Origin of the sequence: Nocardioides salarius, from assembly GCF_016907435.1 — a bacterium.
GTDB classification, from domain to species: domain Bacteria; phylum Actinomycetota; class Actinomycetes; order Propionibacteriales; family Nocardioidaceae; genus Nocardioides; species Nocardioides salarius.
In genome coordinates, this window is sequence record NZ_JAFBBZ010000001.1 from 2,341,203 (window position 1) to 2,364,486 (window position 23,284).

The window sequence follows — 23,284 nt, forward strand, 5'->3', positions numbered from 1 at the left end:
GCCGGGCGACCTCAGACGTCGTCGCCGCGGGCCCGCTCGTCGGAGCCCAGGTCGACCGAGCGGCGGGTGTTGGTCATCGCGGTGACCACCGTGGTGCCCAGGCGGCCCTCGCGGTCGAAGATGGTCGCGGTGCCCACGGCGATGCCGTCGTGCTCGACCCGGTCGCTGGCCTCGAGCCCCACGGTGACGCCGACGGGGCGACGCGCCAGGGTCAGGGTGATGTCGGCGTTGATGTGCTCGACCCCGCGGCTGCCCCAGTTGCTGGTCAGGCTGGTGCCGTCGGCCATCGCGGCGGCCGCCTGGAAGCCGGTCAGCGGCTCGCCCGAGACGATCGCGGGCGGGGTGCTCCAGGTGGTCTTGCGCCCGGCGTTCTGGTGCTCGCGGAAGTTCTGCGACCAGTCGGCGTCGCTGCGCAGGTAGGGCACGTGCGGCTCGTCGGAGACCGGGGCGACCTCGAGCGGCGGCGGCTGCGGCGCGTCCTGGGGCATCCACACCTCGCCGGTCGGGGCCTCGCCGGTGCGCAGGAACAGCGCCGAGGCCCGGGCGGTGGTGACCTGCTCCCCATCGCCATCGCCATCGCCGCCGCCCTCTCCGTCCACGTCCTGGCGCAGGTGCACGTCGACCAGGCACAGCCGCGGGCCCTCGCGCACCACGGTGGTCTCGAGCCGGCAGGGACGCATCCGGGTGGCGCGGAAGAGGTCGACGCTCAGGCGCACCGGCACCAGCTCGGCGCGGCCGAGGTCGGCGACGGCCCGCTCGGCGGCGCGGCCCAGCGCGCCGCTGACGGCGACCCCGTGCAGCTGGTCGTCCGACCAGCTGCTCAGGGCCATGGGGGTCGGCACGAGGGTGTCGCCGTCGCTGGTGAAGAAGGAGAGGTCCACGTGCGAGACCCTAGAGGTCGCGCGGGCCCGGCGACCTCCCGGGCAGCTGCAGCACCAGCCGCGCCCCGCCGTACGTCGACGCCTCGGCGCGCACCGTGCCGGAGTGCCGCTCGGCGGCCTGCGCCACGATCGCCAGCCCGAGCCCCGAGCCGGGCATCGAGCGGGACTCGTCGGCGCGGTAGAAGCGCTCGAAGACGTGGGGGCGGTCGTGCTCGGCGATGCCGGGCCCCTCGTCGTCGACCGAGAGCTCGCCCCCGGCCAGCCGCACCCGCACCGTGGCGTCGTCGGGGCTCCACTTGGCCGCGTTGTCGAGCAGGTTGGTGACCGCGCGCTCGAGGGTGCCGGACTCGCCGATCACCTCCCAAGCCTCGGTCTCGACCTCGAAGCGGACCCCGGGGGCGCGGCGGCGCACCCGGGCCACGGCGTGCTCGACGAGCTCGGCGAGGTCGACCGTGCCCACCACGTGGGTCAGGGGCTCGTCGCGGGCCAGCTCCACGAGGTCGCCGATCAGGGTGGTCAGCTCCTCGGTCTGCGCGCGGACGTCGTCCATCAGCTCCTGGCGGGCCTCGGGCGGCAGCCGCAGCGCGTGCGGGTCGCCGTCGGCGGCGGTGGCCTGGCTGAGCAGGTCGATGTTGGTGCGCAGGGAGGTCAGCGGGGTACGCAGCTCGTGCCCGGCGTCGGCGACCAGGCGCCGCTGCCGGTCGCGGGAGGCCTCGAGCGCGGCCAGCATCTGGTTGAAGCTGGTGGAGAGCCGGGCGATCTCGTCGTCGCCCTCGACCGGGATCGGGGTGAGCTGCTCGGTGCGCGCGATGGTCTCGACGGCGCCGGTGAGCCGGCGTACCGGCTTGAGGCCGTTGCGGGCCACGCCCCAGCCCGCGAAGCCGGCCAGCACCACGCCCGCGAGCCCGAGCAGCAGCGTGACCACGCCGACCTTGGCCATCACCTTCTCCTGCGCGTCGAGCGACTGGGCGATGACCAGGGCCTGGCCCTGGCTCTGGGCCGGCACCGCGACCACGCGGAAGCGCTCGCCGCCGGCCTCGACGGTGCGCAGGCTCGAGCCGCGCCCCTGCAGGGCCACCCGGGTCTCGGGGTCGCCCAGGGCGATGCGGGCCGCGTCGGGGTCGCGGTCGGCCGAGACGATCTCGGGCTCGGGGCCGGCGGTGAGGAAGGCGATGCGGATGTCGCCGGCGCCCAGCGCCCACGAGGGGATGTCGTTGGCCACCGTCAGCTGCTGCAGCGCGTCGGCGCTGGCCGCGGCCTGGGCCCGGTCGAGCAGCGACTCGTCGAGGGTGTCCTGCAGCTGCATGCGCATCGTCAGGTAGGTGCCGGCGGCGACCAGGGCCACGGTGAGGCCGACGGCCATGGTGGTCAGCAGGGTGACGCGCCCGGCCAGCGAGCGGCGGAAGCCGGTCAGCCCGGACGGCCCGGGGGCCGGGCTCATGACTCCTTCAGCACGTAGCCGACGCCGCGCACGGTGTGCAGCAGCCGGCTCTCGCCCTCGGCCTCGGTCTTGCGCCGCAGGTACCCGACGTAGACCTCGAGGGAGTTGGCGGTGGTGGGGAAGTCGAAGCCCCAGACCTCCTCGAGGATGAACGAGCGCTCCAGGACCCGGCGCGGGCGCCGCAGGAACATCTCGAGCAGCGCGAACTCGGTGCGGGTCAGCTCGATCAGCCGCTCGCCGCGGCGCACCTCGCGCGTCGCGGTGTCCATGCTCAGGTCGGCGAAGGCGAGGGTCTCCTCGGGGTCGCCGGCGGCGGGCACCGTGCGCCGCAGCAGCGCGCGGAGGCGGGCCAGCAGCTCCTGCAGCGCGAAGGGCTTGGTCAGGTAGTCGTCGGCGCCGGCGTCGAGGCCGTCGACCCGGTCGCCGACGGCGTCGCGGGCGGTCAGCACCAGGATCGGCACGTCGTTGCCCGAGGCGCGCAGCGCGCGCGTGGTCTCCAGGCCGTCGAGGCGGGGCATCATCACGTCCATCACCACCACGTCGGGGCGGGCGGAGGCGATGCCGGCCAGCGCCTCGGCGCCGTCGGTGGCCAGCGCGACGGCGTACCCGTTGAACTCCAGCGAGCGGCGCAGCGACTCGCGCACGGCCTTGTCGTCGTCGACCACGAGCACCGTGGACCGGCTGGTCGTGGGGGCGTCGGCAGCGTTCACCCTCCCACTGTGCCAGGACGCCCTGAGTGGTGGCTGAGAGCGAGGGGTGCGCGTCAGAGGTAGCGGGAGGCGAGGTCGGCGGCGCGGGCGCCGTACCCGCCGCCCATCAGGCACGCGTGCACGAGCAGCGGGAAGAGCTGGTGCAGCGCCACCCGGTCCTCCCAGCCCTCGGCGAGCGGGTGGGCCTCGTCGTAGGCCGCGAGCACCACCGGCAGGTGCGGCAGCCCGAAGAGCGCCAGCATCGCCAGGTCGACCTCGCGGTGCCCGCCGTACGCCGCGGGGTCGACGACCCAGGGCGAGGCGGGGGCGCCGGGGGCGGCGCCGCTCGTGGTGTCGGTGCCCCACAGCACGTTGCCGTTCCACAGGTCGCCGTGCAGGCGGGCCGGCGGCTCGTCAGGCAGCAGCACGGTCAGGCGGCCGACCAGCCGCTCGATGGTGGCGACGTGGGCGTCGGTCACGGCGCCGCGGTCGCGGGCCAGCTTGAGGTAGGGCAGCACCCTGCGCACGGCGTAGAACTCCGCCCACGTGTCGGCGCTGCGCTGGGGTAGCGGCAGGCGGGCGATGAACCCGTCGCGCTCGGCGCCGTACGCCGGCGCACCGGCGCGGTGGGTGGCGGCCAGTGCGCGGCCCAGGTCGGCGGCGGCCTCGGCGCTGACCCGGCCGGGCTCGATCCAGCGCAGGATCACGCAGTCGCTGTCGGCGGCCAGCAGGGCCGGCACCTGCACGCCCTCGGGCGCGGTCTCGGCGAGCCAGCGCAGGCCTGCGGCCTCGGCCTCGAAGAAGCCGGGGGGTGCCTGCGAGAGGGTCTTCATCAGCGCCGTGGTGCCGTCGGAGAGCCGCAGCTTGGTGGCGCGGGCCACGTCGCCGCCGGCGACCGGGGCGGTGGCGACCACGGCGGAGCCGAGGAGCTCCTCGGCGCGACGGGCGATCACGGGCTGGCGCGTCATGGCAGGCCCGTCGCCTGCTGCAGCGCGGAGACGAGCGCGGCGCTCGTGCGCTCGACCATGGCCAGCACCTCCTCGAACCCCTGGTCCCCACCGTAGTAGGGGTCCGGCACCTCGCCACCGGTGCCGACGGGGTCGTGGTCGCGGTAGAGGTGCACCCGCTCGCTGCGTCCGCCGAGGTCGGCGAGGTTCTGCTCGTCCATGGCCAGCACCAGGTCGTGCCGGTCGAGCCAGCCCGGGTCGACCTGGCGGGCCCGGTGGGCGGTGGGGTCGTGGTCGGCGGCCAGTAGCGTGGTCGCGGCCCGGGGGTCCATCGGCTTGCCGGTGTGCCAGCTGGCGGTGCCGGCGCTGGCGACGCTGACGCGGGCGCCCAGGCCGGCGTCGTCGACGCGCCGGGCCAGCACGACGTCGGCCATCGGGGAGCGGCAGATGTTGCCCAGGCAGACCAGGGCGACGGCGTAGCGGCCGGGCTCCCGCGGCGGGGGCAGCTCGCCGGGGGCGGGCCTCACCGCTCGGAGCCGATCAGGTTGTCGACGGCCCAGGTCACGACGGTGATCACGATCGCGCCGCCCACCGCGGGCCAGAAGCCGCTGACGCGGAAGCCGATGTCGAGCAGCTGGGCGATCTCGTCGGTGAGCAGCAGCATCGCGGCGTTGATGACGAGCAGGAAGAGCCCGAGGGTCAGGATGATCAACGGCAGCGCCAGCAGCTTGAGCACGGGCTTGAGCAGCGCGCTCACGGTGCCGAGGATCGCGGCGACCACCAGCAGGGGCACGATCTTGTCGGCCAGCTCGGCGTTGCGTGGGGTGAAGCGGATCCCGTCGAGCAGCCAGGCGGCCGCAGCGAGGGCGATGGCGTTGGTCAGGAGCCAGGTCACGAAGCGCACGCCCCGAGTGTGTCAGGTCGCCGTTACGTAGGCTGCGGTCGTGTTCCCGGTCGGTGGTGTGGAGGCGATGCTCGCCGGGGCCGTCCTGTCCGGGCTGGTCTGCCTGGCGCTCGCGCTGGCCCTGCAGCGGCGTACCGGGGTGGTCTGGGCGTGGTCCTTCGGCGGCCTCCTGTGGTCGCTGGCGGTGATCGCGCTGGTCACGCTGCTGCCCGCCGACGGTGCCACCGAGGTCGTCTACGCCGACGAGCGGATGGGCTCGTGCTCCTTCGACCTGGGCGGTCCGGCCCCGGAGGGGTTCTGGATCTTCTCGGGCGGCCAGCGGCTGCTCAACGTGCTGGTCTTCGTGCCCTCCGGGGCGCTGCTGGTCGTGGTGGCGGCGCGCTGGCGCTCGGGGTGGGTGACGGTGCCGATCGGGCTGCTGGCGCTGGCGGCGTACTCGGTGGGCATCGAGTGGACCCAGCTCGAGCTGGCCCGCATCGACCGGGCCTGCGACGTCACCGACGTGGTCGACAACGTCACCGGGGCCGCGCTGGGGGTGGCCGCGGGGCTGGTGCTGGTGCTGGTGCTGCGGCCGTGGCGGGCCCGCCGGGCCTGACTAGGGTGACGCCATGAGCACCCCCACGACGCCTCGGCCGCGCTCGCACATCGCAGACATCCCGGCCTACGTCCCCGGCAAGCCCCCCACCCCGCGCCCCGGCCTGACGGCGTACAAGCTCTCCAGCAACGAGAACCCCTACCCGCCGCTGCCCGGCGTGGTGGAGGCCGCGACCCGTGCGGTCGAGGCGATGAACCGCTACCCCGACATGGGCAGCAGGGCGCTCTACGAGGCGCTGGCCGAGCGGTTGGGCGTGCCCGTGGAGGACCTGGCGGCGGCGACCGGCTCGGTGGCGCTGATCTACCAGCTGCTGCAGGCCTTCTGCGAGCCCGGCGACGAGGTCGTCTACGCGTGGCGCTCCTTCGAGGCCTACCCGATCGCGGTCACCGCGGCCGGCGCGCGCTCGGTGCAGGTGCCGCTGCGTGCCGACGGCCACCACGACCTGGACGCGATGGTCGCGGCGATCACCGAGCGCACCCGCGTCGTGATGGTCTGCACCCCCAACAACCCCACCGGCCCGGCGGTCAGCCAGGCCGAGCTCGACGCCTTCCTGGCGCGGATACCCGCGCACGTGGTGGCCGTCGTCGACGAGGCCTACCTCGAGTTCGTGCGGATGGACGACGCGGTCGACGGGCTCGCGACCTACCGCGCGCATCCCAACGTGGTGCTCTTCCGCACCTTCTCCAAGGCCTACGGCCTGGCTGGCTTCCGGGTCGGGTACGCCGTCGCGCAGCCCGAGGTCGCCGGCGCGCTGCGGGCGGTCTCGCTGCCCTTCGGCGTCTCCGCGGTGGCGCAGGCGGCCGCGGTGGCCTCGCTGGAGGCCGGCGAGGAGCTGCTGGCACGGGTCGACGCGCTGGTCGCCGAGCGCGACCGGGTCGAGGCCGGCCTGCGTGCGGCCGGGTGGGAGGTCCCCGACGCCCAGGGCAACTTCGTCTGGTTCGCCCTCGGCGAGCGCACGGCGGAGTTCGCGGCGGCCTGCGACGAGGCCGGGATCGTGGTGCGCCCCTTCGCGGGCGAGGGCTGCCGGGTCTCGATCGGCGAGGTGGAGGCCAACGACCGGCTGCTCGAGGTGGCACGGGCGTTCGTCCGCGGGTGAGCCCGGTCGTTGATCGTTCACCTAACCTGGTGGGATGAGCGAGGACCTGAAGCCGACGTACGTCGAGGCCGGCGGCTTCGACCGCGACATGAACTACGTGCCCGACCGCATCACGCAGGGCGCGCGGCGCCCCGAGCACGGTCCGGTCGAGGGTGAGCTGTGGCCGGCCGAGCCGGGCCGCTACCGCCTGGTCGCGGCGAAGGCCTGCCCCTGGGCCAACCGCTCGATCATCGTGCGCGGCCTCCTCGGGCTCGAGGACGTCATCTCGCTGGGCACGCCGGGCCCCACCCACGACAAGCGGTCGTGGACCTTCGACCTCGACCCCGGGGGCAAGGACCCGGTGCTGGGCATCGAGCGGCTGCAGGAGGCCTACTTCGCGCGCTTCCCCGACTACCCGCGAGGCATCACGGTGCCGGCGATGGTCGAGGTCGAGTCCGGCAAGCTGGTCACCAACGACTTCCCCTGGATCACGCACGACCTGTTCTTCGAGTGGCGCGAGCACCACCGCCCCGACGCGCCCGACCTCTGGCCCGCCGAGAGCCGGGAGGAGATGGAGCAGGTGATGAAGCGGATCTTCACCGAGGTCAACAACGGTGTCTACCGCTGCGGCTTCGCCGGCGACCAGGAGTCCTACGAGTCGGCCTACGACCGGCTCTTCGACGCCCTCGACTGGCTGGAGGGGCGCCTCGGCGAGCGGCGCTACCTGATGGGCGACGCGATCACCGAGGCCGACGTACGGCTCTTCACCACGCTGGTGCGCTTCGACGCGGTCTACCACGGCCACTTCAAGTGCAACCGCAACAAGCTCACCGAGATGCCGAACCTGTGGGGCTACGCGCGCGACCTCTACTCCATCCCGGAGTTCGGCGACACCATCGACTTCGAGCAGATCAAGGCGCACTACTACGTGGTGCACAGCGACATCAACCCCACCGGCATCGTGCCCAAGGGCCCCGACGAGTCGCTCTGGCGCACCCCGCACGACCGCGACCGGCTCTGAGCGCCAGCCGCTCCCAGACAGCCCCCCCCTCGTCGATTCGTCGATCGGTTGACCAACGGCCGGTGTCGTTGATCAACCGGTCGACGAACGGGGAGGGCGGTGTGTGTCGGGCGAGGCGGCCTGTGGAGGAGCGCTCGCGTCGGTCGGCGCGGGGTGGTCGACTCCTGGCATGCGCCCCCTCGCCGAGTTCAGCCGCACCTCCGACGTCCTGGACGCGATCAACGCCCTGGTCGTCGAGGGCGGGTTGCACGGCCCCAGCCAGCGCCAGATCGCGGCGGTGGTGCGGATCAGCCCGGGCACCCTGATGCACGAGTACGGCAACCGGTCCGAGATGCTGCGCCGCGCCTGCGTGCAGGCGGCCCGGGACCGCGTGCGGATCTGGAACCGGCGCTGGTCCGATCGCTGGCACCTCGCGGTGCCGGAGCGGCGAGGACCGGCGCTGCTCCTGCCCGACCACGAGCAGGACCTCTCGCACGAGCGGCAGTGGGCGGCCTGGCGCGAGCTGTCCCGGGGTGACGTGGCCATGCTCCCCGGCATGGGCGTGGCCCTCCAGGGCGAGCGGCGCGCGGTGGAGTGGGCCCGCGAGCAGCTCGGCCGTGAGCGCGACGAGCTGGCCACCGACGCGTTGCTGGCGCTGGTGACCGGCGTGATCACCAGGATGGTCGACACGGAGGACCCGTGGACGCTGGAGCACGCCTCGCGGGTGCTCGAGTCGGCGTGGTCCTAGGCGGAGCGGGCCGTCAGTCGGCGCGCTCGACCTTGGTGCCCGTGCGGATCGACATCAACGCACCCCTGCGTCCGCCTCGGCGGCGTCCTTGAGCTTGGGCAGGGTCGCCTCGATGGCGGTCTGGGTCCGCTTCGCGAAGAGCGCCCGGAAGACCGCGCGCACCGGGGCGGGGTAGCGGGTGATGTCCCAGGTCTCGGTGACGCGGGTGCCGCCGTCGCCGGTCGGCTCCAGCTCGTAGCGCCACCGGTGCAGCCCCTTGTGCCGCCACGCGATCAGCCGGTCCTCGTCGTACTCGACGACCTTGTTGGTGATCTTGTAGGGCGCGCCCTGCTTCATCGACATCCCGAACTCCGAGCCGAGCACCAGCCGGTCGGGGCCCGAGACCGTGCCCTGCACGGTGCCCGAGCCGTCGATGCGGGGGTGCTGGCGCGGGTCGCTGAGGATCGCGAACACGGTGGCCGGAGGAGCCAGCACGGTCAGGGAGGTGTGCACCGGTGAGGTCGACATGCCTCGACGGTAGCGGGCACGGCCGATCCGGGTGGGTGGGTGATTGGCGAGCGCGCCGACCGGTTCGGTAGGTTGGCGCTACTCGTGTGGTCCGGGTCACAGACCCCTGGCACGATGGCGCACCACCCCGCGCCGAGCCAGGCCCGGACCGCGTGCGGCCCGCGGAGACCCCGCTCGGCCCGTGACTCGAATGGAGCGTGCCCCGTGCCTGATCCCGCCACCGAACGCGGCCAGAACCGCGACGGATTCGGCCCCGACCTCGCCGAGGTGTTCGGCCCCTCGCAGAACGACGGCGGCCCCGAGCTGGTGCAGCTGCTGACGCCCGAGGGCGAGCGGGTGCACCACCCCGAGTTCGACATGGACTTCAGCGCCGAGCAGCTGCGCGGCTTCTACCGCGACATGGTCCTCACCCGGCGCATCGACACCGAGGCGACCGCCCTGCAGCGCCACGGCGAGCTCGGCATCTGGGCCCAGCTGCTGGGCCAGGAGGCGGCCCAGATCGGCGCCGGCCGCGCGCTGCGCCCGCAGGACTACGTCTTCCCGACCTACCGCGAGCACGGCGTGGCCTACTGCAAGGGCATCGACCCGCTGAGCCTGCTGGGCCTCTTCCGCGGCATCGACCACGGCAACTGGGACCCCGCCGAGTTCAACTTCGGCCTCTACACGATCGTCATCGGCGCCCAGACCCTGCACGCCACCGGCTACGCCATGGGCATGCAGCGCGACGGCGTCGTCGGCACCGGCGACCCCGAGCGCGACGCGGCGGTCGTGGCGCACTTCGGCGACGGCGCCTCGAGCCAGGGCGACGTCAACGAGGCCTTCATCTTCGCCGCCTCCTACAACGCGCCGGTCGTCTTCTTCTGCCAGAACAACCAGTGGGCGATCTCCGAGCCCATCGAGCGCCAGACCCGCATCCCGCTCTACCAGCGCGCGCTGGGCTTCGGCTTCCCGGGCGTGCGCGTCGACGGCAACGACGTGATGGCGACGTACGCCGTGACCCAGGCGGCGCTGCAGCGCGCCCGCGACGGCCAGGGCCCCACCTTCGTGGAGGCCTACACCTACCGGATGGGCGCGCACACCACCACCGACGACCCCACCCGCTACCGCCTCAGCGACGACGTCGAGAGCTGGAAGCTCAAGGACCCGATCGCGCGCGTGGAGGCCTACCTGCGCCGCAACGGCCTGATCGACACCGAGTTCGTCGACGACCTCAAGAAGGAGGCCGACGACCTCGGCGCCCACCTGCGCGAGGGCTGCAAGTCGATGCCGGACCCCAAGGCCATGCAGATGTTCGACCACGTGTACGCCGACATGCCCGAGGAGCTGGTCGCCCAGCGCGACGGCTTCGCGGCGTACCTCGAGACCTTCGAGGAGGCCCGCTGATGTCCGCCAGCACGCAGAGGATCACCCTGGCCAAGGGGCTCAACATGGGCCTGCGCAAGGCCATGGAGGACGACCCCAAGGTCCTGGTCATGGGTGAGGACGTCGGCAAGCTCGGCGGCGTCTTCCGGATCACCGACGGTCTGCAGAAGGACTTCGGCGAGGACCGCGTCATCGACTCGCCGCTGGCCGAGTCGGGCATCGTGGGCACGGCGGTCGGTCTCGCGCTGCGCGGCTACCGCCCCGTGGTGGAGATCCAGTTCGACGGCTTCGTCTACCCCGCCTACGACCAGATCGTGTGCCAGGTCGCGAAGATGCACTACCGCTCCAAGGCCCGCTCGCCGATGCCGATGGTCATCCGGATCCCCTTCGGTGGCGGCATCGGCGCGGTCGAGCACCACAGCGAGTCGCCCGAGGCGCAGTTCGCGCACACCCCGGGCCTCAAGGTCGTGGCCTGCTCCAACCCCGTCGACGGCTACTGGATGATGCAGCAGGCCATCGCCTCCGACGACCCGGTCATCTTCCTGGAGCCCAAGCGGCAGTACCACGCCGAGAAGGCCGAGCTCGACGAGACCGCGACCCCCGAGCCGCTCTTCACCTCCCGCGTCGTACGCCGCGGCGAGGACGTCACCGTGCTCGCCTACGGGCCGACCGTGAAGACGGCGATGTCGGCGGCCGAGGCTGCCGCCACCGAGGGCCGCTCGCTCGAGGTCATCGACCTGCGCACCCTCTCGCCGCTCGACATGGGACCGGTCTACGAGTCGGTGCGCCGCACCGGCCGCGCCGTGATCACCCACGAGGCGCACGTCAACCTCGGCATCGGCGCCGAGGTCGCGGCCCGGGTCACCGAGGAGTGCTTCTACTCGCTGGAGTCGCCGGTGCTGCGCGTGGGCGGCTTCGACACGCCGTACCCCGCGTCGCGCATCGAGGAGGACTTCCTCCCCGACCTCGACCGGGTGCTCGACGCCGTCGACCGCACCCTGGCCTACTGAGAGCCTCGAAGGAGCACGCGCATGCCTGAGTTCAAGCTGCCCGACGTGGGCGAGGGCCTCACCGAGGCCGAGATCGTGACCTGGAAGGTCAAGGTCGGCGACGTCATCGAGATCAACGACGTGGTCGTCGAGATCGAGACCGCGAAGTCGCTGGTCGAGCTGCCCTCGCCGTACGCCGGCGAGGTCACCGCCCTGCTCGTCCCCGAGGGCGAGACCGTGCCCGTGGGCACCCCGATCATCCGCGTGGGTGAGCCGGAGGTTGAGGAGGTTGCGCAGCAACCGTCTCGAAAATCCGGCGCCAGCTCGGGCACGCCGGCCCCCGAGATGGAGATCGACCTCTCCAACCCCGCCGCCAGCGGCGGCGGCGAGGGCGAGAGCCTGGTGGGTCGCAACAAGGCCGACCGCGGCCCCACCCGCCGGGCGCGGCACGGCGCCGGCGCGGCCGCCGCCAACCGCCAGGCCCAGGCCGCCTTCGAGCCGGGTGCGGCGCCGCCCGTCGAGGAGGAGACCGACGAGGAGCCCGTCCCCGCCCGTTCGGTGGTCGACCGCTCGCTGGTCGAGGAGGTTGCGCAGCAACCGTCTCGAGACCAAGCGTCCACCCGCGCGCTGGCCAAGCCCCCCGTGCGCAAGCTCGCCAAGGACCTCGGCGTCGACCTGAGCACCCTGACCGGCTCGGGCCCCCAGGGCTCGATCACCCGCGACGACGTCCAGGCCGCGACCACGCAGGCTGAGGAGGTCGCGCCCCGACCGTCGCGAAGCCACCAGTCGACCACTGGCGAGCGCGAGACCCGCGAGCCCGTCAAGGGCGTGCGCAAGATGATGGCGCAGGCGATGAGCCAGTCGGCCTTCACCAGCCCGCACGTCACCGAGTGGGTCACCGTCGACGTCACCGCGACCATGCAGCTCGTCGAGCGGCTCAAGGCGCGGCGCGAGCTGCGTGAGGTCAAGGTCAGCCCGCTGCTGGTCCTGGCCCGGGCGGTGCTGCTGGCGATGCGGCGTACGCCGGAGATCAACTCGTTCTGGGACGACGCCGCCCAGGAGGTCGTCTACAAGCACTACGTGAACCTCGGGATCGCCGCGGCGACCCCCCGCGGCCTGGTGGTGCCCAACGTCAAGGACGCCGACAGCCTCTCGCTGGTCGAGCTGGCGACCGAGCTCGGCGAGCTGACGGCCACCGCCCGCCAGGGCAGGACCCAGCCCGCCGACATGGCCGAGGGCACCTTCACGATCACCAACGTCGGCGTCTTCGGCGTCGACGCGGGCACGCCCATCATCAACCCGGGCGAGTCGGCGATCCTGTGCTTCGGCGCCATCAACAAGCGGCCCTGGGTCGACGAGACCACCGGCGAGATCGTCGCCCGCGACGTCACCACGCTGGCGCTCTCCTTCGACCACCGCCACATCGACGGCGAGAAGGGCTCGCGTTTCCTGGCCGACGTCGCCGGGCTGCTGCAGGATCCCGCCTCCGCGCTGCTCTTCTGAGGGCAGGGCCCAGGGGTCGGCTCAGGGGCAGCCGCCGGGCAGGGTGAACCGGACGACGTCGTTGCCCTCGGAGGGCTCGCTGAGGGTGACGACGATCTTCCGGTAGGTCTGCACGCCCTTTTTGGTGCAGCTGCGCAGCCGCTTCATCCTCACCTCGGCACCCCGCTTCTCCGGGGGCGGGCAGGAGGCGCAGTCGCTCACGAACGTGCCGGCGGCGGTCGTCGTGGCGCTGCCCCAGTCGCTCCACCGCAGCCGCTTGAGGTACTGCCCTGCGTTGGCGCTGAGGAAGATCCGTCGGGGCTTGACGCGCTGCTGGGCGAACATGTCGAAGTAGACGGTCTTGAGGGTGTCGGCCTCGTCGCTCGCGGCGGTGGCGGGAGCGACGTGGGCCGACGACGGCGCCGGGGCGGCCAGGAGCAGCAGGGCGACGGCCACGAGGGAGGCCAGGAGCCGGCCGCGGAGGGCGCGAGTAGTGGTCATCCGGCTGACGCTAGGGCCGCGGGCACCCCCGTGGATTGGCCGAAGAGCCACAGGCGCATGGTCGGTTGTGACTAGCCGGACCCCAGCACGCCGGTCATCGTGGGATGATCGGCCCATGGCTGTGCCGCGACTGGCCGCATCGCTGCTCAGCCTCTGCTCGTGGGTCGTGCTGGGCATCGCGGTGGCGGTGGTCGGAGCCGCGGTGGTCGTCCCTGGGCTGTCCGGCTCCACCCCGATGACGGTGCTGACCGGTTCGATGGGACCCACCTACCCGTCCGGGACGCTGGTGGTGGTCAGGCCGGTGTCCGCCGAGGAGATCGGCATCGGCACGCCGATCACCTACCAGCCGCGCTCGGGCGAGCCGACGATGGTGACCCACCGCGTGGTCGGCATGGGGCACGACGCTGACGGAGAACGCGTGTTCACCACCCAGGGCGACGCCAACGAGGCGCCCGACCGCGAGCAGGTGCGGGCCGGCCAGGTGCGGGGTGAGGTCTGGTACGCCGTGGGCCCGGGTGGTCGCCGCGTGCTGCTTCGCGTACGCCGTCGCCCTGCTCCCGCGCAGCTGGCGTCGACGCCCCCGGCGCGGCGGGCCGGCTAGCCCGGTGTCGACACGCGGCTGACCTGCCACCCCACCGGCACCTCCGGGTGCAGCACCGCGTCGGTGCCGCCGTCGACGTAGAGCACCGACCCGACGACCAGCGAGGCCGCGTCGGAGAGCAGGAAGCCGATGGTGGCGGCGACCTCCTCGGGGCGGCCGGGGCGGCCGATCGCGGTGGGGTAGGAGTCGGCGAAGGCGCCGAGCTCGGGGTCGGCGCGCAGGCGGTCGGTCATCGGGGTGGCGACCAGGCCGGGCGCGACGGCGTTGACGCGGATGCCCGCACCGGCCCAGTCGGCGCCGACACCCTCCTGGCGCGCCCACCACGCCAGCGCCGCCTTGGTGGCGGGGTAGACCTGCACCGCCTGGGTCGAGGCCGCGGCGGCGCGGGCGGCGTCCTCGTCGCCGGCGAGGCAGAGGTCGGCCACGTCGCCTGCCCATCCGGGCTGGCAGGTGATCGAGTTCGACGCGAGCAGCACCACGCCGGCACCCTGCGCGGCCGCGAGCTCGGCGCGCAGCCCGTGCACCAGCGCGAGCGCCCCGAAGTAGTTCACCGAGACCACCAGCGCCGGGTCGACGCCGGTCAGCCCGGCCACCCCGGCGCAGGGCACCACGCCGTGCACGACGTCGACCAGTCCCCGCACCGCCTGCACCGCCGTCGATCGTCCCGCCACGCTCGACAGGTCGGCGACCACGTCGGCGTCGCGCAGGTCGACGCCGACCACCCGGTCGCCCCGCTCGCGCAGCAGGGCGGCGGTGGCCGCACCGATCCCGGAGGCGGCGCCGGAGACGACGTACGTGCGATCCATCCCCGAACTGTAACGCGTTCTACCCAGCGGGCAGGCTCAGCTGAGCACGTCCTTGCGGCGGAACATCCAGAACGCCAGCCCCACGAAGACCAGCGTGTAGAGCACCGACCACAGGGTGCCCTGCACCAGGTCGTCCCAGACCACCTCGGGCCGCAGCAGCGCGAACCACGCCCCCGCGTCGTGCATCGGCAGTGCGTTGCGCAGCGAGCCCAGGTTGTCGATCTGGTCGAGGATCGCAGCCACGATCGTCACCATCACCGCGCCGCCCACGGCTGCCAGCGGCGCGTCGGTGCGCACCCCCAGCGCGAAGGCGATGGCGCCGACGGGCAGCAGCGTGACCACCAGGTACGCCGCCACCACGACCAGCCGGGGCCCGAAGGTCGCCCAGTCGAGGGTGCCGCCGCTGGGGTTGCTGAACCCCGCGGGGCCGTAGAAGACCAGCCCGACGAGCAGCGACCAGCCGATCAGCGCCACCACCGCCACGGCGGTGCTCGCCAGGCCGACGACCAGCTTGCTGGCCAGCAGCCGTGCCCGCGGCACCGGCGCCAGCAGCAGGTAGCGCAGCGTCGACCACGACGCCTCCGAGGGCAGCGAGTCGCCCACGAACAGCGCGGCCAGCACGATCAGCAGGAACGACGAGGACACCGCGGTGGTGAAGATCGCGAAGTTGGCCGCGCCGCCGGTGGCCAGGTCGACCAGGCTGCCCTCGCTGGGGTCGCCGTCACCGAGCGCGAAGGCCGCCACGATGACCAGCGGCAGCGCCAGCAGCAGCACGAACGACCACAGGGTCCGGCGGCGCGACAGCTGGCGGCGCAGCTCGGCGCGCAGCGACAGGGGACGCCCGGGCAGGGTCGCTGTGGAGCCCGCCGTCGAGGGGGAGGTCGTGGAGGAGCTCATCGCGAACGCACCTGCCTGAGGTCGGGGTCGGAGCCGGAGGCCGCGGCGATCACGCCGAGGAAGACCTCCTCGAGCTGGCGGCGGCTGCTGACACCGACCACGTCGGCCCCGCTGCCGGCGGCGGCGCGCACCACCTCGGCGCGCTCCAGGTCGGCGACCACCACCACGTGCGGCTCGTCGACGTCGGCCACCGCGTCGACCTCGGTGATGCCCTCCAGGCCACGCAGCTCGTCGGCCAGGACGTCGGGGTCGCTGCCCGGTGCCAACGTCACCACGGTGGTGTCGGTGGAGTCGACCAGCTCGGCGACGGTGCCGGTGGTCACCACGCGGCCGGCGTGCATCACCACCACGTGCGAGCAGGTCAGCTCGACCTCGGCCAGCAGGTGGCTGGAGATGACCACGGTGCGGCCGGCGGCGGCGTACCGCGCGAGCACGGGCCGCAGCCCGGCGATCTGCGGCGGGTCGAGCCCGTTGGTCGGCTCGTCGAGCACCAGCACCTCGGGCAGCCCCAGCATGGCCTGGGCGATCCCGAGCCGCTGGCGCATGCCCTGGCTGTAGGTGCGCACCGGTCGCTCGACCGCACCGCCCAGCGCGGCGATCTCGAGGACCTCCTCGTAGCCGGCCTCCGCGGGGTCGCGGCCGGTGGCGGCCCAGTAGGCCTCGAGGTTGGCGCGCCCGCTGAGGTGCGGCAGGAACCCCGGCCCCTCGATCAGTGCGCCCACCCGCGCCAGCACCGGCGTGCCGGGGCCCACCCGGCGACCCAGCACGTGCACCTGCCCGGAGTCGGGGGCGATCAGGCCCATCACCATCCGCAGCGTCGTGGTCTTGCCGGCGCCGTTGGGGCCCAGCAGGCCCACGACCTGCCCGCGCTCGGCGCGCCACGACACGTCGTCGACGGCGCGGTGACCGTCGGCGTACGTCTTGACCAGCCCCTCGACCACCAGCGGCACGTCGGCCAGGTCGGGGTCGACGGGGCCGTGGCTGCGGCGCCGGCCCACCACCGCGGCGAGCAGCAGCCCGAGCGCGACGACGCCGATCGCGACCAGCAGGCCCACGACCTCGTCGTCGAGGCCGCCGCCGTCGGTGGCCAGCACGGCGGCGCCGTCGACCGAGGGCAGCTGCAGTTCGCTGACCTGCACGAGGTCGGCGCGGGCGGTGCGCGGGGCGGCGTACGTCTGGTCGGTCGAGGTGACCAGCACCCGCAGCCGCGAGCCGGCGGGCACCTGCCAGGTGCCGCCCGGCAGCGCCACCTCGACGGTGGTCGCCTCGCCCGGCGTGGTGGCGACGGTGACCGGGGCGACCAGGCGCCGCGACAGCTCGGGGACGCCGTTGGCGACCTGCCACAGGCTCAGGAAGAGGGTGCTGCTGCGCCCCGTCGACGTGACCGTGAGGCGCACCCGCGGCGAGCCGACGACGGTGCGGGCCTCGTCGAGCTCGGCGGTGTCGAAGGAGGCCGACTGGCCCGGGAGCGCGGCGAGCGGGTAGGTCGAGACCACGTCGCTGAACTCGTCGACCGCGTCGCCGGTCGACGGCACCGCGGTGATCGACTGCGGCTCACCGCCCGGCGGGTTGGCCAGCGGCTGGGCCTCGCCCTCCAGTTCGAGCGACTCGTACGCCGCCGAGCCGGGCTCGTCGGTGCTCTGCACGGTCGAGGCGTCCTGGCCCCGGCTGCGCGGCAGCGCCCAGCTGAGCTCGGGGAGCGGCAGGTCGGAGGTCTCCTCGACCCCGGGACCGCGCAGGTAGTGCTCGAGCCACGGCTCGATGGTCGCGGTGTCGGCCTCCAGCGAGCCGCCGAGGTCGTCGTGGCCGCCGTCGCTCCAGCGCACCGCGACAGGGGTGCCCTGCTCGCGCAGCGCCTCGGCGGTGGCCTCGGACTGGTCGAGGCCGAAGAGGGTGTCGGCCATGCCCTGCACCAGGTACGTCGGCGCGTCGAGGTCGTCGAGCAGCGGCGCCGGGCTGTGCTCGCCCAGCAGGTCCAGCAGCCCCGGGCTCGGTTCCCCGGTCTCGGCGGCCTCGAGGAAGAGCCGGCACACCTCGGGGGCGAACCGCCCGCAGACCGGGTCGTCCTGGGCGCCCTGGGCGGCGGTGGAGAGGAAGAACCGCGACGCCCACAGCTGCTTGAACGGCCCCGGGGCGTCGCTGCCGCGCACCGACTGCGGGAAGAACGACTCGGCCAGGTCGTGCCAGGTGATGGCCGCAACCACGGTGTCGACGCGGGGATCGGTGGCGGCGGTCATCAGCGACACCGCGCCGCCGTACGACGCCCCGACGAGCCCCACGCGCGGGTCGCCGTCGGCGTCGGTGACCACGTCGTCGCGCTCGGCGAGCACGTCGACCAGCGCCCGGGCGTCGGCGATCTCGTAGTCGGGGTCAGCCAGGTGGATGCGTCCGCCGGAGTCGCCGAAGCCGCGGGCGGTGTAGGTCAGGACCAGGTAGCCGTCGCCCGCCAGGTCGCCGGCCTGCTCGACCAGGTCGTCCTTGCTGCCGCCGAAGCCGTGGGTCAGCAGCACCGCCGGGTGCGGCCCCTCCCCGTCGGGCACGAACACCGAGGTGTCGAGCTCGACCTCGGCGCCACCCGGCTCGGCGCCCACCGCGACCAGCGCCTCGCTCACGCGCGGCCCGGCCGTCCCTTGCGCCGCGGCGGGGGAGAGCAGGGCCGACGGAGCGGCGAGGGACAGGGCGAGGGCACCCGCGAGGGCGGCAGTGGAGCGGGCGCGCATGCCGCCAGTCAACAGGGTGCCCCGTCACCACCGCCGCGGCCGTCGCAGGCGTGGGTCGGCGGTAGCCTTCGGTCGTGCCCGACGATTCGTCCCACGATCCCCAGGAGCTCCCTCACGACGACTGGCGGTCCTACGGTCCACCGCAGCTGCCGCGGGTACTGGAGTCGGCGTTGTCAGCTTTCGCCGAGCAGGGCTACCACGGGACGAGCATCAGGGACATCGCCGGCGGCGCCGGCCTCTCGGTTCCCGGCGTGTACCACCACTATCGATCCAAGCAGGAGATCCTGCTCGCCCTGATGGTGAGTGTGATGGACGAGCTGCTGTCCCGCAGCCGTGCGGCACTCGCCTCCGTCTCCGACCGACCGGAGGACCGCTTCGACGTCCTGGTGGAGTCCTTGCTGCGGTTCCACATGTTTCGCCGGTCGCAGGCGTTCGTGGCGTCGTCCGAGATCCGCAGCCTGGATGCCGAGAACCGCGATCGGTACGTCCGTCTGCGCGACGAGCAGCAGCAGATGATCACGGACATCGTCTCGGCGGGGTGCGTCTCTGGTGACTTCGCGACGGCGTACCCGGAGGACGCCGCCCGGGCAGTCGCGACGCTCTGCGTCGGCGTCGCCTCCTGGTACCGCGACGACGGACCACTCCAGCCCGACCAGCTCGTGCGCCGTCACCTCGGGCTCGCGCGGGCCTTGGTCGGCGGTACCTGAGCGCTGTCGACAACCGCCGCGACGTCGTTGACGCCGTGGCCGGCGCCTGCCACACTCGCAAACCGAGCGACTGATCGGTCGGTGAAGCGTCAGTAGGAGGAGCCCGTCATGGAAGACATCGATGCCATCGTCCGGACGACCCAGGAGTTCGTCCGATCCGAGGTGCTGCCGATCGACGACGAGCACGACGGTGATGTGGCCGCCGCTGGGGGGGACGACCTGAGGGTCGTGTTGCAGGCCAAGGCGCGCGAGGCCGGCATCCTCGCCCCCCACGGGCCCGTCGACTGCGGCGGGCTCGGGCTGTCGATGCAGGAGCGAGCGCCGGTCTTCGAGGCCGCCGGGTACTCGATCTTCGGGCCGATGGCGATAAATGTGAACGCCCCCGACGAGGGCAACATCCACATGCTCGACCACATCGCCTCTGCGGCGCAGCGACAGCGGTTCCTGCTGCCCCTGGTCCAGGGGGAGGTGCGCTCGGCCTTCGCGATGACCGAGCCGGCCCCGGGGGCAGGGTCGGACCCGTCGGCTCTCGCGACTCGGGCCACCAAGGTGGACGGTGGCTGGGTCATCAGCGGCCGCAAGCACTTCATCACCGGCGCCGACGGGGCCGGCTTCTTCATCATCATGGCTCGCACCAGTGGGGAGCCTGGAAGTGCCGGCGGGGCGACCATGTTCTTGTCGGCCGCCGACGCGCCCGGTCTCGAGGTGGGGCGACACCTGGGCACGATGGACCTGGGGATGATCGGCGGCCACTGCGAAGTGCTGCTGAACGAGGTCTTCGTGCCTGACCATGACGTACTGGGCGGGGTCGACGAAGGGTTCCGCTATGCCCAGGTCCGGTTGGGGCCGGCCCGGATGACCCACGTGATGCGCTGGACCGGCGCTGCGCTGCGTGCCCATGAGACGGCGGTGCGCTACGTCGCCGAGCGGGAGGCCTTCGGCTCGTGCTTGGCGGACCTCGGCATGGTCCAGCAGATGGTCGCCGACAACGAGATCGACCTGGCGGCGACGAGGGCCCTGCTGCTGGAGGCCTGTCGCGCGCTCGACGCGGGCGGACGTGCCTCGAAGGAGACCTCGATCGCCAAGACCTTCGCTGCTGAGGCGCTGCACCGGGTCGTGGACAGAGCCACCCAGATGTGTGGAGGGCTCGGGGTCACCCGTGACCTGCCGGTCGCGAAGATCGCGCGCGAGCTGAGGCCGTTCCGGATCTACGACGGCCCGTCCGAGGTGCACCGCTGGTCGATCGCCAAGCGTGCCGTCCGTGCCATCACGGCGGTCCAGGCGTGAGTGGCGACTCACCCGCTGTGCCAGCGCTCAGCCCTGCCGAGCTGGCCGGCGTCGCCGAGACCATGGCTGCAGCGGACGCAGCGCCGAAGGGACCACTCGAGGCATCCCTGATCGCGGGTGGCCGATCGAACCTCACGTTCCGCCTCGACGACGGCACGACGCAGTGGGTGCTGCGCACGCCACCGCGGGCGGGTCGCACGCCTTCGGCCCATGACGTCGCGCGGGAGTTCCGGGTGACCCGGGCGCTGGCCGCCACGCCCGTGCCGGTCCCCCCGGCCGTCGTCCTGTGCGAGGACGACGCGGTGCTGGGCGGTCCCTTCGCGATCGCCCGGTTCGTCCGCGGCCGCGCGATCCAGTCCCGCGCCGACCTGGACGGGCTCGACGACGTCGCGGTGCGCGACGTCACTGCGCGGCTGCTCGAGGTGCTGGCGGGCCTGCACTCCGTAGACCACGTTGCTGTGGGCCTGGAGCGGTTCGGGAGGCCGGATGCCTACGCCGCCCGCCAGCTCAAGCGCTGGTCCGGGCAGTGGGACATCGTGGCCCCCGCCGACGGGCCGGGGGCCCAGGCGGTGCGTCGCGACGGTGCGCGGCTCGCGAGGGAGCTGGAAGCACGCGTCCCTGCGCAGCATTCAACCGGGATCGTCCACGGGGACTTCCGCATCGACAACACCCTGCTCCGTCTCGACGAGGGGACCCCACAGGTCGCAGCCGTCGTCGACTGGGAGCTGTGCGCGATCGGCGACCCGGTCGCCGACGTGGCGATGATGTGCGCCTACCGCGACCCCGCCTTCGACCTCATCGTCGGCGCCCCCAGCGCGTGGACCAGTCCACGGCTGCCCGATCCGTCCGGGCTCGCGGCCGGCTACCAGTCGGTCGGGGGCGTGCCGTTGGTCGACTGGGAGTTCCACCTGGCCCTGGCTTGCTTCAAGGTGGGCGTGATCGCGGCCGGGATAGACCATCGCCACCGTGCCGGCGCCGGCTCGGGAGCAGGCTTCGAGACCGCTGGCGAGTCCGTGGCGAGCTACTTCGCCCGCGGGCTGGCGGCCATCGCGCAGCGGTAGCCGGGACACCTGCCTGCAGCACGGAAGAACCGTTGTCACGGTCTGAGGTCTGTGACATTCTGAACCAGATCGACTGATCGGTCGGTCCGCTGGATAGGAGGAGTCGACGTGGTCGACATGCGCACGGGGCTGAGCAGAGAGCAGCTGCAGCAGGAGATCTACCGCCAGGTCGTCACGATCCGTTTCGCAGAGCTACGGATCCGCAGCCACGTCGAGGAGGTGGGCTTCGGCGGCTTCTGGCACCCGGGCATCGGCCAGGAGGGACTCCAGGTCGGCGCGGTCGCCGCCATGGGACCCGACGACTACCTCTACTACGCCCACCGAGGCCTGGGATACGCCTTCGCCAAGGGGATGGCACTCGAAGCGCTCTTCGGTGACCTGCTCGGGCGGGTCACGGGAAGCACCCGGGGCAAGGGCGGCGGCACCGTCCACTTCGCCGACGCCGACAAGCACGTCATGGGTCAGGGAGGCACCCTCGGGTCGAGCTTCGTGATGGGCGCCGGCACCGCCGCTGCCTCCCAGCTCCTGGGCGACGGTCGCGTCACCATGGTCTTCTTCGGTGACGGTGCTGCGGGTCGCGGTACCTGGCACGAAGCTGCCCTCCAGGCCGCAGTGTGGAAGCTCCCCGTCGTGTGGGTCTGCGAGAACAACGGCTGGGCCCTGTCCGCCCGCTTCGAGGACCAGAGCCCTACCGACCACATCGCGGATCGCGCGTCGGCGTACGGCATGCCCGGCGTGGTGGTCGACGGCCAGGACGCCATGGCGGTCCTCGACGTCACGAGCGAAGCCGTCGAGCGCGCCCGCCGTGGGGAGGGCCCGACCCTGATAGAGGCCAAGACGCTCCGGATCCGCGGCCACTACGAGGGCGATCGTCAGCCCTACCGGTCCGACCAGGTCAAGGGCGACGAGATCCCGAACGACCCGGTCCACCGGTTGGGGGAGGGCGTTCCCGGCGACGTGCGCCACGTCATCGACGCCGAGTCGAAGCGGGTGGTCGACGAGGCATTCGAAGCGGCCCTGGCCGCGCCACGAGCCGACAGCTCCGTGATCTTCGAGGATGTGTGGGCATGACGACGACAGCAGGCAGCCAGGCGCAGGACCGGGTCATCGGCTACGCCCGGGCCATCAACGAGGCCCTCGCCGAGGAGATGCGCCACGACGAGCGCGTGTGGATGATGGGCCAGGACATCGGTGCCATGGGTGGTGTCTTCGGCGTGACCCGGGGGCTGCAGGAAGAGTTCGGCCCGCTGCGGGTCCGCGACACCGCCATCAACGAGACCTTCATCGTCGGGGGTGCGGCAGGTGCCGCGCTGGCCGGGACGATCCCCGTGGTCGAGCTGCAGTTCGCGGACTTCCTGTTCACCGCTGCCGACGAGATCTTCCACAAGCTCGCCAAGTGGCGCTACATGCACGGTGGCCAATTCACGATGCCGGTCGTCGTCCGCCTGCCCTCGGGGGTCGTCGGCGGCGCCGGCGCCGAGCACTCCCAGAGCCTCGAGACGATCGCCATGCACGTGCCCGGCCTCAAGGTCGCAGTCCCAGCCTCGCCCGCCGACGCCAAGGGGCTGCTGAAGACGGCGATACGCGACGCCGACCCGGTCCTGTTCTTCGAGCACAAGGGTCTCTACCGGGTGAAGGGCCCGGTCCCGGAGTCCTCCGACCACCTGGTCCCGTTCGGACAGGCCCGCGTGGCCAGGCAGGGAACGACGATGACTGTGGTCGCGACCGGCCTCATGGTCGAGCGCAGCCTGCTTGCCGCGGAGCAGCTCGCGAAACGCGACATCGACCTGGAAGTCATCGACCCACGGACCCTGGTGCCGTTCGACATCGACACCGTCGTGGCGTCGGTCGAGAAGACCCACCGGCTGATGGTCGTGCACGAAGCCTCGCGCACCGCTGGATTCGGCGCGGAGATCGCGGCACAGGTCCAGGAGCGCTCCTTCTTCGCGCTTGATGCCCCCGTGTGGAGGGTGTGCGGCACCGACACTCCACTGCCCCAGGATCCCGACCTGGAGCAGGCCTGCATTCCGTCCACGGACGAGATCGTGGCCGCAGCGCTCGCGCTCGCGGCCATCTAGGAGAAA

The 23,284-nt window shown here is 72.8% G+C and carries 24 protein-coding genes; 13 read left to right on the forward strand and 11 right to left on the reverse strand.

Annotation, left to right across the window (positions count from 1 at the left end; all coding sequences use genetic code 11):
* Nucleotides 1-11: 11 nt before the first annotated feature.
* From JOE61_RS11205 to JOE61_RS11230, 6 genes are read right to left on the reverse strand one after another with little or no spacing between them, the layout of a single operon-like run.
* Nucleotides 12-881, reverse strand: a complete 870-nt coding sequence (locus JOE61_RS11205; RefSeq protein WP_193669525.1) for an acyl-CoA thioesterase domain-containing protein — start codon at nucleotides 879-881, stop codon at nucleotides 12-14.
* Between the two features lie 10 nt (nucleotides 882-891).
* Nucleotides 892-2,322, reverse strand: coding sequence for a HAMP domain-containing sensor histidine kinase (locus JOE61_RS11210; protein WP_193669526.1), 1,431 nt, complete (start codon nucleotides 2,320-2,322; stop codon nucleotides 892-894).
* Nucleotides 2,319-3,032 carry a response regulator transcription factor gene (locus JOE61_RS11215; protein WP_307822950.1) on the reverse strand — a complete coding sequence of 238 codons (714 nt, stop codon included), beginning with the start codon at nucleotides 3,030-3,032 and terminating at the stop codon, nucleotides 2,319-2,321. The genes JOE61_RS11210 and JOE61_RS11215 overlap by 4 nt, the downstream gene beginning before the upstream one ends.
* A gap of 53 nt (nucleotides 3,033-3,085) precedes the next feature.
* Nucleotides 3,086-3,979 (reverse strand): fructosamine kinase family protein, encoded by an 894-nt coding sequence (locus JOE61_RS11220; protein ID WP_193669527.1) that lies wholly within the window; start codon nucleotides 3,977-3,979, stop codon nucleotides 3,086-3,088.
* Entirely contained in the window at nucleotides 3,976-4,485 is a 510-nt protein-coding gene (locus JOE61_RS11225; RefSeq protein WP_307822952.1) for a low molecular weight protein-tyrosine-phosphatase, read from the reverse strand. Before JOE61_RS11225 ends, JOE61_RS11220 begins: the two co-directional genes overlap by 4 nt.
* Complete coding sequence (locus tag JOE61_RS11230) at nucleotides 4,482-4,862, reverse strand: phage holin family protein (RefSeq protein ID WP_193669528.1); 381 nt, start codon at nucleotides 4,860-4,862, stop codon at nucleotides 4,482-4,484. Before JOE61_RS11230 ends, JOE61_RS11225 begins: the two co-directional genes overlap by 4 nt.
* 40 nt (nucleotides 4,863-4,902) lie before the next feature.
* On the opposite strand from JOE61_RS11230, the gene JOE61_RS22520 reads away from it, so the two are divergent.
* The 4 genes from JOE61_RS22520 (at nucleotide 4,903) to JOE61_RS11250 (ending at nucleotide 8,280) form a co-directional block, all read left to right on the forward strand.
* Nucleotides 4,903-5,457, forward strand: coding sequence for a VanZ family protein (locus JOE61_RS22520; RefSeq protein WP_193669529.1), 555 nt, complete (start codon nucleotides 4,903-4,905; stop codon nucleotides 5,455-5,457).
* Nucleotides 5,458-5,470: 13 nt separating this feature from the next.
* Nucleotides 5,471-6,553: a histidinol-phosphate transaminase gene (gene hisC / locus JOE61_RS11240; protein ID WP_193669530.1), complete on the forward strand. Its 1,083-nt coding sequence runs from the start codon at nucleotides 5,471-5,473 to the stop codon at nucleotides 6,551-6,553.
* Nucleotides 6,554-6,587: 34 nt separating this feature from the next.
* Complete coding sequence (locus JOE61_RS11245) at nucleotides 6,588-7,553, forward strand: glutathione S-transferase family protein (protein ID WP_193669531.1); 966 nt, start codon at nucleotides 6,588-6,590, stop codon at nucleotides 7,551-7,553.
* A gap of 169 nt (nucleotides 7,554-7,722) precedes the next feature.
* A complete protein-coding gene (locus JOE61_RS11250; protein WP_193669532.1) occupies nucleotides 7,723-8,280 on the forward strand; it encodes a TetR/AcrR family transcriptional regulator in 558 nt (185 codons plus the stop codon).
* 54 nt (nucleotides 8,281-8,334) lie between these two features.
* On the opposite strand, the gene JOE61_RS11255 is transcribed toward JOE61_RS11250, so the two are convergent.
* A complete protein-coding gene (locus JOE61_RS11255; protein WP_193669533.1) occupies nucleotides 8,335-8,787 on the reverse strand; it encodes an SRPBCC family protein in 453 nt (150 codons plus the stop codon).
* A gap of 204 nt (nucleotides 8,788-8,991) precedes the next feature.
* Between JOE61_RS11255 and pdhA the strand changes: the two genes are divergently transcribed.
* The 3 genes from pdhA to JOE61_RS11270 are packed head-to-tail and all read left to right on the forward strand — an operon-like array spanning nucleotide 8,992 to nucleotide 12,641.
* Nucleotides 8,992-10,170 (forward strand): pyruvate dehydrogenase (acetyl-transferring) E1 component subunit alpha, encoded by a 1,179-nt coding sequence (pdhA, locus tag JOE61_RS11260; RefSeq protein WP_443678574.1) that lies wholly within the window; start codon nucleotides 8,992-8,994, stop codon nucleotides 10,168-10,170.
* A complete protein-coding gene (locus tag JOE61_RS11265; RefSeq protein WP_193669534.1) occupies nucleotides 10,170-11,159 on the forward strand; it encodes an alpha-ketoacid dehydrogenase subunit beta in 990 nt (329 codons plus the stop codon). Before pdhA ends, JOE61_RS11265 begins: the two co-directional genes overlap by 1 nt.
* A gap of 21 nt (nucleotides 11,160-11,180) precedes the next feature.
* Nucleotides 11,181-12,641, forward strand: coding sequence for a dihydrolipoamide acetyltransferase family protein (locus JOE61_RS11270; RefSeq protein ID WP_193669535.1), 1,461 nt, complete (start codon nucleotides 11,181-11,183; stop codon nucleotides 12,639-12,641).
* Between the two features lie 21 nt (nucleotides 12,642-12,662).
* On the opposite strand, the gene JOE61_RS11275 is transcribed toward JOE61_RS11270, so the two are convergent.
* The gene (locus JOE61_RS11275) at nucleotides 12,663-13,121 is read right to left on the reverse strand and encodes a hypothetical protein (RefSeq protein ID WP_193669536.1); all 459 of its coding nucleotides are present in this window, start codon (nucleotides 13,119-13,121) and stop codon (nucleotides 12,663-12,665) included.
* Nucleotides 13,122-13,236: 115 nt separating this feature from the next.
* Between JOE61_RS11275 and JOE61_RS11280 the strand changes: the two genes are divergently transcribed.
* Entirely contained in the window at nucleotides 13,237-13,722 is a 486-nt protein-coding gene (locus tag JOE61_RS11280) for a signal peptidase I (RefSeq protein ID WP_193669537.1), read from the forward strand.
* Here JOE61_RS11280 and JOE61_RS11285 read toward each other — a convergent pair.
* The 3 genes from JOE61_RS11285 to JOE61_RS11295 are packed head-to-tail and all read right to left on the reverse strand — an operon-like array spanning nucleotide 13,719 to nucleotide 18,145.
* Nucleotides 13,719-14,528 (reverse strand): SDR family oxidoreductase, encoded by an 810-nt coding sequence (locus JOE61_RS11285; RefSeq protein ID WP_193669538.1) that lies wholly within the window; start codon nucleotides 14,526-14,528, stop codon nucleotides 13,719-13,721. The genes JOE61_RS11280 and JOE61_RS11285 overlap by 4 nt on opposite strands.
* A 36-nt stretch (nucleotides 14,529-14,564) precedes the next feature.
* The gene (locus JOE61_RS11290; protein WP_193669539.1) at nucleotides 14,565-15,425 is read right to left on the reverse strand and encodes an ABC transporter permease; all 861 of its coding nucleotides are present in this window, start codon (nucleotides 15,423-15,425) and stop codon (nucleotides 14,565-14,567) included.
* Nucleotides 15,422-18,145: an alpha/beta fold hydrolase gene (locus JOE61_RS11295; protein ID WP_193669540.1), complete on the reverse strand. Its 2,724-nt coding sequence runs from the start codon at nucleotides 18,143-18,145 to the stop codon at nucleotides 15,422-15,424. The genes JOE61_RS11290 and JOE61_RS11295 overlap by 4 nt, the downstream gene beginning before the upstream one ends.
* Nucleotides 18,146-18,219: 74 nt before the next feature.
* Between JOE61_RS11295 and JOE61_RS11300 the strand changes: the two genes are divergently transcribed.
* The 5 genes from JOE61_RS11300 to JOE61_RS11320 all read left to right on the forward strand — a co-directional run bounded on the left by JOE61_RS11300 (nucleotide 18,220) and on the right by JOE61_RS11320 (nucleotide 23,278).
* Nucleotides 18,220-18,852, forward strand: coding sequence for a TetR/AcrR family transcriptional regulator (locus tag JOE61_RS11300; protein WP_193669541.1), 633 nt, complete (start codon nucleotides 18,220-18,222; stop codon nucleotides 18,850-18,852).
* Between the two features lie 108 nt (nucleotides 18,853-18,960).
* Nucleotides 18,961-20,139 (forward strand): acyl-CoA dehydrogenase family protein, encoded by a 1,179-nt coding sequence (locus tag JOE61_RS11305; RefSeq protein WP_193669542.1) that lies wholly within the window; start codon nucleotides 18,961-18,963, stop codon nucleotides 20,137-20,139.
* Nucleotides 20,140-20,201: 62 nt separating this feature from the next.
* The gene (locus JOE61_RS11310) at nucleotides 20,202-21,200 is read left to right on the forward strand and encodes a phosphotransferase family protein (protein WP_193669636.1); all 999 of its coding nucleotides are present in this window, start codon (nucleotides 20,202-20,204) and stop codon (nucleotides 21,198-21,200) included.
* Between the two features lie 117 nt (nucleotides 21,201-21,317).
* Complete coding sequence (locus JOE61_RS11315) at nucleotides 21,318-22,271, forward strand: thiamine pyrophosphate-dependent dehydrogenase E1 component subunit alpha (protein WP_227491928.1); 954 nt, start codon at nucleotides 21,318-21,320, stop codon at nucleotides 22,269-22,271.
* Nucleotides 22,268-23,278 (forward strand): alpha-ketoacid dehydrogenase subunit beta, encoded by a 1,011-nt coding sequence (locus tag JOE61_RS11320; protein ID WP_193669544.1) that lies wholly within the window; start codon nucleotides 22,268-22,270, stop codon nucleotides 23,276-23,278. Before JOE61_RS11315 ends, JOE61_RS11320 begins: the two co-directional genes overlap by 4 nt.
* The last annotated feature ends 6 nt before the right edge of the window (nucleotides 23,279-23,284 follow it).